Origin of the sequence: Delftia sp. ZNC0008 (assembly GCF_000799035.1) — a bacterium.
Lineage (GTDB): Bacteria > Pseudomonadota > Gammaproteobacteria > Burkholderiales > Burkholderiaceae_C > Comamonas > Comamonas tsuruhatensis.
The window spans coordinates 1-9,813 of the sequence record NZ_JTKZ01000814.1 but is presented as its reverse complement, the minus strand read 5'-3'; the positions used below and the strand labels follow the sequence as shown (position 1 = coordinate 9,813).

General features: G+C 65.6%; 9 protein-coding genes. 4 read left to right on the top strand and 5 right to left on the bottom strand.

The window, feature by feature from the left end; all coding sequences use genetic code 11:
• From L995_RS26070 to L995_RS26055, 5 genes are all read right to left on the bottom strand, one after another.
• Nucleotides 1-1,599: methyl-accepting chemotaxis protein (locus L995_RS26070; protein WP_047474212.1), on the bottom strand; the 1,599-nt coding region annotated here is incomplete at its 3' end.
• A gap of 39 nt (nucleotides 1,600-1,638) precedes the next feature.
• A complete protein-coding gene (gene fliD / locus L995_RS26065) occupies nucleotides 1,639-2,472 on the bottom strand; it encodes a flagellar filament capping protein FliD (protein WP_017407064.1) in 834 nt (277 codons plus the stop codon).
• A gap of 221 nt (nucleotides 2,473-2,693) precedes the next feature.
• Nucleotides 2,694-3,431 carry a GntR family transcriptional regulator gene (locus L995_RS26060; RefSeq protein WP_016453385.1) on the bottom strand — a complete coding sequence of 246 codons (738 nt, stop codon included), beginning with the start codon at nucleotides 3,429-3,431 and terminating at the stop codon, nucleotides 2,694-2,696.
• Complete coding sequence (locus tag L995_RS33500; RefSeq protein WP_126311363.1) at nucleotides 3,428-3,640, bottom strand: hypothetical protein; 213 nt, start codon at nucleotides 3,638-3,640, stop codon at nucleotides 3,428-3,430. Before L995_RS33500 ends, L995_RS26060 begins: the two co-directional genes overlap by 4 nt.
• A gap of 608 nt (nucleotides 3,641-4,248) precedes the next feature.
• Nucleotides 4,249-4,731 (bottom strand): Hcp family type VI secretion system effector, encoded by a 483-nt coding sequence (locus tag L995_RS26055; RefSeq protein WP_016446977.1) that lies wholly within the window; start codon nucleotides 4,729-4,731, stop codon nucleotides 4,249-4,251.
• A 615-nt stretch (nucleotides 4,732-5,346) separates the two neighbouring features.
• Here L995_RS26055 and L995_RS26050 point away from each other — a divergent pair.
• The 4 genes from L995_RS26050 to L995_RS26035 form a co-directional block, all read left to right on the top strand.
• Nucleotides 5,347-7,407: a serine/threonine-protein kinase gene (locus L995_RS26050; protein WP_047474211.1), complete on the top strand. Its 2,061-nt coding sequence runs from the start codon at nucleotides 5,347-5,349 to the stop codon at nucleotides 7,405-7,407.
• Nucleotides 7,408-7,416: 9 nt separating this feature from the next.
• Nucleotides 7,417-8,205 carry a PEGA domain-containing protein gene (locus tag L995_RS26045; protein WP_047474210.1) on the top strand — a complete coding sequence of 263 codons (789 nt, stop codon included), beginning with the start codon at nucleotides 7,417-7,419 and terminating at the stop codon, nucleotides 8,203-8,205.
• A 2-nt stretch (nucleotides 8,206-8,207) separates the two neighbouring features.
• Nucleotides 8,208-8,699, top strand: a complete 492-nt coding sequence (locus L995_RS26040) for a TssQ family T6SS-associated lipoprotein (RefSeq protein WP_231574534.1) — start codon at nucleotides 8,208-8,210, stop codon at nucleotides 8,697-8,699.
• Nucleotides 8,700-8,750: 51 nt separating this feature from the next.
• Nucleotides 8,751-9,813: FHA domain-containing protein (locus L995_RS26035; protein ID WP_047474208.1), on the top strand; the 1,063-nt coding region annotated here is incomplete at its 3' end.

The window sequence follows — 9,813 nt, the reverse complement described above, 5'->3', positions numbered from 1 at the left end:
CGCCGGCTGTGCACGCCCGGCAGGGGCCGGGGCTGGCACCGCCGGACGAGCGGACGCCGCGCCCTCGATACGGAATACGCTCACTGCAGCGGCCAGCTGGTGCACCTGGGATTTGAGCGAACCGGTTGCAGCGGCCGCCTCTTCGACCAGCGCCGCATTCTGCTGTGTCACCGTGTCCATCTGGGAAATCGCCTGGTGCACCTGGTTGATGCCGCTGCTTTGCTCCTGGCTGGCGGCGGTGATCTCGGCCACCAGGTCGCTGACCTGTTGCACGCTTTGCACGATGCCGTCCATGGTGCGTCCGGCCTCGGCCACCTGACGCGTGCCCGCCTCCACCTTGGAGACCGAGTCGGCAATCAGGTCCTTGATGTCCTTGGCCGCCGAGGCGCTGCGCTGCGCCAGCGCGCGCACCTCACCGGCCACCACGGCAAAGCCGCGGCCCTGCTCGCCGGCGCGCGCCGCTTCCACGGCGGCGTTCAGCGCCAGGATGTTGGTCTGGAAGGCAATGGAGTCGATCACGCCGATGATGTCGGCAATCTTGCGGCTGGACTCGCTGATGCCGCCCATGGTGTCCACCACGCCCGCCACCACCTTGCCGCCCTGCACGGCTGTCTGCGACGCCGAAGCGGCCAGCTGATTGGCCTGGCGCGCGTTCTCTGCGTTCTGCTTGACCGTGCTGGTCAGCTCCTCCATGGCAGCGGCCGTCTGCTCCAGCGAGCTGGCCTGCTGCTCGGTGCGCGAGGACAGGTCCTGGTTGCCCGCGTCGATCTCGCCCGAAGCCGTGGCAATGCTGTCGGCACCCGAGCGCACCTGCCCCACGACCTGGGCCAGGTTGTCGTTCATCTGGCGCAGCGCCTGCAGCAACTGGCCCGTTTCATCGCGCGAATCGACGGTGATGCGGCTGGTCAGGTCGTTGTTGGCCACGGTGCGCGCCACGCGCAGGGCCTCGGCCAGCGGCCTGGTGATGCCGCGCGTGATCCACCAGGCGGCCAGCGCGCCCAGCACAAAGGCCAGCGAGACCACCGTGATGATGGCGGCTCGACTGGCCGAGAAGCGCACCAGCACATCGGCGGCGGAGCTGTCGATGGCCGCGCGCTGCATGTCCAGCAGGCGCTGGACCATGTCGATATAGCGCTGCGTGGCGGGCTGGTATTGCTGGGTGAACAGGCGCTCGGCGTCTTCGGCGCGGCCCTCGGCCTTGGCCTTGGTCACCACGTCGCGGCCCGCCAGATAGCCGGCGCGCGCCTTCTTGATCTCGACCCAGATGTCCTTTTCCTCCTGGGTCTGCAGCAGCGGCTCGATGCGGTCCTGCAGCTTGCTGGACTGGCGCGAGGACTCGGCTGCGTCTTCGGCGAAGAAGGTGGCCAGCGAGGGATCGCTGCTCTTGGCAATGGCCGTGGTGCGGCGCGAACCCGAGTGGATGTTGCGGAACCAGTCGCTGATCATCCGCTCCTTGGCCAGGGCCACCTCGGTGATTTCCGTGGTCGAGCGGGCCATGTGCCCCATGCTGACGATGCTGGTGACACTGATGAGCAGCATGATCAGCAAAAGAATGGTGAAACCGCCTCCGAGACGAAGGCCTATGCGCAGATTTTTCATGATGGGGAAACAGGATGCGGGACGGAAACGCGGCAAAAACTAGTTCTTGAGGTAGGCGTCCAGCACCATGCGATTCCAGTTGGCCGAGCCGACCAGGGAATCGCCGAGCTTCTCGGCCGTCGCCACCACGGCGCTTTGCTGCTGCTGCAGCGCCTTGACCCGGTCGCCCAGGCTTGCCATGGACGAACTCAGGCGGCTGCCCGTGGACAGTGCATCGTTGGCGCTGTTTTCCACCGCCTTGCCAATGCCGGCCAGGGCCGAGGTCACGCCTGCGGGATCTGTGGCCATGGACTTTTCCAGGGCCTTGGCGTCCACCGCCAGCGTGCCGTCCTGGCGCTGGACGATGCCGATCCTGGCCAGGCTGGGCGAAGTCGCGCTGCCCGTGACACTCATGATGGCCGCACGCAGCTCGCGCAGCGCGCGGGTGGCACCCACATCGGTGGTGGAGCCGGCGGCCGCGCTGGCATTGCCCTTGGCCGCGCTGGCGTTGTAGCGCGCCACCAGCTTTTCCAGCGCACCTTGAACCGACTGGGTGGTGCTGGTCGCCGTGAGGGCCGCCATCTCCTTGCCCGCCGTGGCCAGATCCACCAGGGACGACTTGAACTGCCCCAGCGCCGACAGCGAGGTAGAGCCCGCCTGGGCCTGGGCCGCAATGCGCTCGTGTGCCTTGGACAGCGAAGGCGCCAGCTTGCGGACTTTCTCCGCTTCGGTGGTCTCCGTCTTGGTGCTGTCCGTCTTCGTGGCGCCGGCCTGCGCATCGCTCTTCTTAATGGCCGAGTCCGAAGCCGTCTGCGCCGTGGTGCTGCTGTTGAGCCTGGACTGGGCTCGGGCCAACAGGCTTTGCACATTCAGGTTGTCGGTTCTGATGCTCATGTTCTCTTCCCTGTAAGTTTGCGGATGGTGCGGGCGCAGGGCCCGTCCACGGTTTGGCAGGGAGACTACCGGGACGCCGCCGCCGCAATGCAGGGATAAGCGGGCCGCTTACCCGCGACTTGCAGCCTTTGCCGGGCCGGATGCACGCGCGCCTTCCCCCAGCGAGCCGTGCGCCCATGAAAAAGGGCCTCCGAAGAGGCCCGTTCCACACATCCCGACCATCAGGCCGTCTGCTGCAGGGCTCCGTAGCGCTCGCGCGCCGTCTGCAGCATGTAGAAGGTGATGCGCTTGACCTCGGCACGGCTGTCGGCGATGTGCTGCTTCAGGCAGGACTGGGCCAGCGCGGCATCGCCGGCCTCGATGGCGGCAAGAATGGCGGCATGGTCGTCATAGGTTGCCGAGACGCGCGGCAGCTTGATCACATCCAGGCGGCGGATGATGCGGATGCGCTCTGTAATGTCCAGGTGGATGCGCGCCATCTCCTGGTTGCCGGTCGCGGCCACCAGGCCGGTATGGAAGGCCTCGTCCAGCGAGGCCACGACGGCGGGGTCGGTCTCGCGCTGCTCCTCCGGCACGCACCAGACTTCGCGCAGCGGCTGCAATGACTGCAGCGATTCGCCCACCAGGCTGGCCACGGCGCTGGTCTCCATCAGGGTGCGCACCTCGTACAGATCCTCGAAGTACTTGAAGTCGAAGGCCTTGATCTGCCATCCGCTCTTGAAGTGCACATCCACATAGCCATCGCGCTGCAACCAGAACAGCGCCTGGCGCACGGGCGTGCGGCTGACCTGCATGCGCGTGGCGATCTCGCCTTCGCTGAAACGGTCGCCAGGCAGCAGGCGGAAATCGAAGATGTCGTTCTTCAGGCAGGCGTAGATCTGCGCAGCCAGCGAATGCGCGCTGCTCGCAGGGCCCTGGCGCGTCTCGCACACCGGCGAGGAAACAACCGCGATGCTCATGCGACTGCCACGCCCGCTGGAGCACGCAGGCCTTGCCGCTGGCCGCCGCCAGGGGCTGGCAACGACATGCCCGGAGCCCTGAAGAAGGGCCAGGCCTTGCCTTCGACACCGGACTCGCGCATGGCCGAAGACAGGGTATACGCCGACCGCAGCAGCAATACCATTGCCTGATTTGCGATCAGGCAATGGGCAATGGTCCATTCACGCATTTAGTACTCTTTCTTGTACACAAGTTGGCAGTGGGATTTATTAAAGAAACGAATTGCGTTTTAATAATTGGACCTACAAGAATATCCTCGACAACGGCCGATCTTCGTGTATGCTCCGCGACTTGCCGCCGCAAAGGCCATACACACCATAGCGTTTGGCAACCCCCGGCACCAGACATTCAAAGTGACTGGACCAACACCAACAGGAACCCACTCGCGGTAATCCTGCGCATATTTGCGCCAATCCATTTTTTCCAGAGAGTTTCTGCACACACCTGGTGCAACGAGCACATCAATTTCCCCATGCCTGCGGCCATGGGTTTGTGTATTTGTTAAATATTGCAAGATATTGAGGCATTCAGCCTCTGACAGGAATGGAAGGCGGCCTTCTGTCAAGGAACTGACATGTGAATCTGCTAGCAGCGGCCTTGTAAATGCAGAGACAAGGCACGTCCTGCCCGATATTCCATCCACCGCTCGATTCCAGCTTTCCATACTGGAAAGCCTCCATCGATGGATGGAGGCCATATTCCCGCGCATCCACGGCAAACCCACGCCGGATGCATCCGACGCGGGTTTGCCGCAGCAGCAAGCCTGCGCAAGAAGACTCAGGCTTCGCGGTTTTCCTTGATGTTGAAGCCCATCTGGCTCTCGGCGCCCTTGCCGCCCTGGTTGGTCTGTTCCCAGTACTGGGTCTTGACCTTGGCAGCCTGGAACGAGTAGTTGACAGTCACGGTGTCAGAGGAGTTGGCGCCGCTGACGGTCACGTTCGTCACCATGACGTCGGTCAGGGTGATCTTGGTGAACTCGATCTGCGAGCCGCCGGCCTTGCACAGCGAGATGTCGACCTGGCCCAGGTGCTTGCCCGTGGCGCAGTGCTTGAGCACGGCGGGGTAGCACTTGTCCACCTTGGCGATGACGTTCAGGTCATGGAAGCTCACCTTGCCGGCGCCGGCACCGCCGCCGCTGGCCATGGTGTTGGGCTGGGTCGCGCCCCAGGTGAAGGAGTCGATGTCGGTCCAGCCCTTGTGGTTGGAATCCTGGGATTCGCCACTGGCGCCCTCGACCTTCATGAACATATCAACGGACATTGCACACCTCTCGAATTAATGGATTAAACGTTCGCATGCAACCCAATAGACCGACTGCATCGGATGGTTCACACGCGAACAAAGGGGAAAACCACTCCCGGGTAGAGCGCACGAAACCGATTCACTGAACATGTGATTCAGATCAGTGCGGCGCATACCCTGGATGGTCAAGGAATTTATTGACAATCGCCTGCAATCCTCACTGTCGTGAACCGCCCTCCTTTGTTGGAGCCGCGATGATAGTGGATAAGATCGGAAAAATACAAACAATTGGCCCGACTGAATTGTTACGGCCGATACATCTGAAAAAAAATGTATCCATCGCTTATCCATTCGATACGTGTCATGGCTTTTTGCAGAACTCAAGCTACACTCACGCCGCATTCGGAGTCCGATTGAAATACGATCTTGTATTCATGACGAGTCCATGACGTTCGTCTTTGGCCCCCGGCTTCAGACAATTGGCTGATCGAGGAAAACCAGCGGTTGCATAGACAGATTGCCGGTGCGATGCCGGCTTTGTGCTTGTCCAATGGCCTCGAACAGATTCGGCACCCTGGCACTGCGACAGACCTCGCCCGCCAGCGTGTGAAACAACATCTTGGGTGGGATTGCATGGATAGCGAAGCAGCATGTTCGACCAACTGCCTTCCGGCAGGTGTCCAGATTGGCGAATACCGCGTGCTAGATGTCATCGGCGAAGGCGGTTTCGGCATCGTCTACAAGGCCCGTGACCTCTCTCTGGACCGCGAGGTCGCGATCAAGGAGTACATGCCTTCGGCACTGGCCGGACGGCAAAGCTCCCATCAGGTGCATGTGCGCTCGCAGCACCGTGGCGCCTTCGACGCCGGGCTGCGCAGCTTCATCAACGAGGCCCGCCTGCTGGCGCGCTTCTCCCACCCCACCCTGGTGCATGTCTACCGCTTCTTCGAAGCCGGCGGCACGGCCTACATGGTGATGCGCCACTACGAGGGCCAGACGCTGGGCCAGGTGCTGAAGGCATCGTCCGGCCGCATGGATCAGGCCGGGCTCAGCGCGCTGCTGATCCCCTTGCTGGACGTGCTGGAAGTGCTGCATGCGCAAGACTGCTTTCACCGCGACATCGCGCCGGACAACATCTTCGTGCAGCGCGATGGCAGCCCCGTGCTGCTGGATTTCGGCGCCGCGCGCCGCATCATCGGCGACATGACCCAGGCGCTGACCATGGTGCTCAAGCCCGGTTTTGCGCCCATCGAGCAATACGTGGACGACGGCGCCATGCCCCAGGGCGCGTGGACGGACATCTACCAGGTCGGCGCACTGATCCACCAGGCCGCCACGGGCCGCATCCCGGCCACCTCGGTCGCGCGCATGGTCACCGATCCCATGCAGCCGCTGACCTCCGAACAGGTCCCGGGCTACTCCGACGCTTTCCTGCAGGGCATGCAACGGGCGCTGGCCGTTCGCCCCCAGGACCGCCCCCAATCCATTGCCGAGCTGCGCAGCCTGCTGGGCCTGTCCACCGACGCCCGGGCAGCGCCTGCGCCGGGGGAACCCAGCCCCATCTACATCCCGATCACGCCGCCTGCGTCCGTACAGGCCGCCATGGCCACCCAGTCGGCAGCCGTGCAGGCGCCGCGCTTCGTGCCGATCACGGAAATCTTCGTTCCTGCAGCAGCGCCGCAGGCAGCGCCCGCGACCACGGTCATGCCCGTGCCTGCGGTCCCTCCTGTCGCCACGGTCGCACCGGTGCCGCCCGCTCCCACCGCGCCTGGGGGTTTGGCAACAGGCGGCCCTGTCCAGCCATCTGCAGCCGCAGCCGCGCCCCAGATGACGCCTCAGGCATCTGCCGCCGATCCCATGGGCCTGGACAACGGTCCGTACATCGACATCGACCAGGCACTGCCCCCCGCTCAGCCTGCGCAGCCCCCGGTTCAGGCGCAGGCGCCTGCATCCCAACAGCCCGCCTCCGCACCCGCCGTTCAGGGCGCGCCCGCAGGGGTGCAGCCTCCGGCCGCTGCCGTCCAGGCAGTGCCCAAGGCCAGGCGCAGCGGCATGGCCGTGCCGATGGCCATCGGCGCCCTGGTGCTGGCGGCCATCGCGGGCGGCGGCGTGCTGTGGTACGACCATTCCCAGGACCAGGCCCGTGCCAAGACCCTGGCAGCCCGCGACAGCCTGGCATGGCAGCAGGCGCAAAGCCAGTCCAGCCTGGCCCGCCTGCAGGACTACCTGGACAGCTTCCCCGAAGGACAGCACCGCACCGAGGCCCAGGCGCTGCTCAAGCAGTTGCTCAACGAGGCCTCGCTGGCCTCCACGGAGCAGGTGCAGCCGATGACCCCGCCGGAGCAGGCCGCGCTGGCTGAACTCCCCCCTTCCCAGCCCGAGCAAGGGGCGCCCGTCGCCCCCGTCACGGTGGCCGCGGTGCCCGAGCCGTTGCCCACCGAGCCGCCCAAGACCGAAGCCCGCCCCGCCAAGCCCGCAGCGGCCACAGGCAAGGTGGTGTTCCGGGTCGTGCCCTGGGGCTATGTCTCCGTGAACCGCGCCCCGGCACGGACCAGCCCGCCGCTGACCCAGATGGAGTTGCCGGAGGGCGAGTACCGCATCGACATCAGCAACCCGGGTGCGGCCTCTACGGTGACCAAGACCATCACGGTCACCAAGGGCGAGTCGGTGACCGTGAACCATCTTTTCGAATGAGCGCGGCGCATGGCTCGACTGATGAACCACCGCTGGCGATGGATGCTGTGCACTGCAGTGCTCGGCCTGCCCTGCCTGGCGCATTCCCAGGCGGCATGCGAGGAGGCCGCGCCGGCCCAAACCGGCTCGGCAGGACGCCCGCAGCTGGCGCAGGGCATTGCGCTGTTCGAGGCGCGCGACCTGGCCCAGGCCGAGCGTGCGCTGCAGGCTGCGCTGTTTGGCGGGCTGGCGGATCCCATGGAGCGGGCCTCCGCCCACAAGTACCTGGCCTACACCTATTGCACGCACAAGGAATGGGCGCGCTGCGAGGCCGCCTTCGACGCCGCGTTCGCCGCCCACCCCGGCTTTGCGCTGCAGGTCTACGAGACCACGGGTACGCCGTGGCGGGACGCCTACAGCCGCGCCCAGGAACGCTGGACCCAGCGCTGCCCTGCCGCGCAACGGCTGCGCGTGGCAACCGCAGCACCCACGGCCGGCGGCTTTGCACTGAACAGCCGCGTGATCACATCGATCACCGCACTGACATCGGGCTCGGCCCCGGTGCGCTCCGCCGCACTGGCCGCACGGCCTGAGACGCCACGGACAGATCACAACCTGCGCCTGAGGGTCAACCCCTGGGCCAACGTGCTGATCAACGGCAAGCCGTCCGGCGTCACCCCTCCCGTCGTGCTGCTCAAGCTGGCGCCAGGCTCCCACACGGTGGAACTGCGCAACCCCGGCTTCGAGAGCTATCGGCAGGTGATCCGCATCACCGACGGCCAGTCGGTGACCCTTTCCCATGACTTTGATGCCCGATGACCATGTCCATGCATATCCCTCACTCCCTCCAGCGCCTGACCCTTGCCCTTGCCGTTGCCTTCGGGCTGGCCGCCTGCGAAACCGCACCCAAGCCGGTGGAGCCCGAGCCAGCACCGCCCGTGGTGCAGGCGCCTGTCGAGCCCGTCAAGCCCGTGGACCCGGTGGTGATCAAGGAGCAGGAGCTGGTCGAGGCCATCCAGCTCTACGTGGATGGCCGCTACGAGGATGCCATCACGGCCCTGACGCCCCTGTCCACCGCGCAGGAGCTGCCGATGAGCAGCCAGGTCAAGGCGCTCAAGTACATCGCCTTCAGCCACTGCGTGGAAGGCCGCCGCAAGCCCTGCCGGCAGCACTTCGACATGGCCCTGGCCCTGGACCCCACCTTCCAGCTGACCGAGGCCGAAAAGGGCCATCCCACCTGGGGCCGGGAATTCAACAATGCCCGCGCCGCGCTGCGCAACAAGCGCCCGGCGCCAGCGCGCAAGGCCTCCTGAGGCCTGCCGAGGCCCCCGACGCTTCCTGAAAACTGCCTAGCCTAAGACTCCATGGACAAAATCGAACTCAGGGTCGTGGACCACGATGGCGTTGCGGTCGACCGCCACTGGCATGCCGTATTCGGCATGGCAGGCGGCACGATCGGACGCAGTGGCCAGAACAAGCTCATCATCTCGGATCCGGACGCTTCCGTGGCGCGCGTGCACGCCATGGTCAGGCTCGATTCCGAGGGAGCCTTTGTTGCGAACCTGAGCGAGCGTGATCCCATCTGGGTGGCAGACCAGCCCGTGCGCTCGGGCCAGGAAGTGGCCCTGACACTGGGCGCGCGCATCCGCATCGGCGCCTACACCCTGGCCGCCGTGGCGCCGGGCACCCCTTTCGAGGCACCGGCCTCGCCCGGTGCAGCCGTGCCGGCGCCTGCCAGCGCAGCATTTGCAGCGGCTGTGACGCCCTCAGCACCTTCTGCGCCCTCAGCACCCTCAACGCCATCGGCTCCCTCGCCGGTCACGGCAATCCCACAGCCACCGATCCAGCAGCCCCTCGCAGTTGACAGCCCGCTGCAGCCGCAAGCAACGGGGCCGGCAGAAGCTGCGCCACTGGCAGACGTTCTGCCTCCAGCCGCCGCCGGCATCGCCGATCCCTGGGAAGGCCTGACGGCGCTGAGCCTGGATGACATCCAGACCCCGCCTGCGCCTTCTGCCCAGAGTGCAATCCCCCCCGAGCAAGCGGCCATGGCGATGCCGCAGCCGGCCAGGCCGCAGCATCGCCCGCTGCTGATTCCCAATGATTTCGACCCCTTTGCACCGCCGCCCGAGCAGGCTCGGCAGCAGGAAGAAGGCTGGGCCGGCCTGCCCTCGCACGGCAAGGGCGAGCTGATTCAGCAGCGCCATGACGGCATGGTCCAAACGCTTCCCCTCAAGGGCCTGAGCACCGAGGCACTGCATGACGCCTCCCATACCGGCCTGCCTTCGTGCTTCGAGGCATCGCAAAAGCTCGATCCGCTCGCGCTGTTCGACCAGGGCGGCCTGCCCGCCGACGCAGCGCCGCTGCAACAGGCATCGGGCCGGGGCTCCGAGCTGGGCCAGGCCTTCAACCTGCCGCGCATGCAGCCGC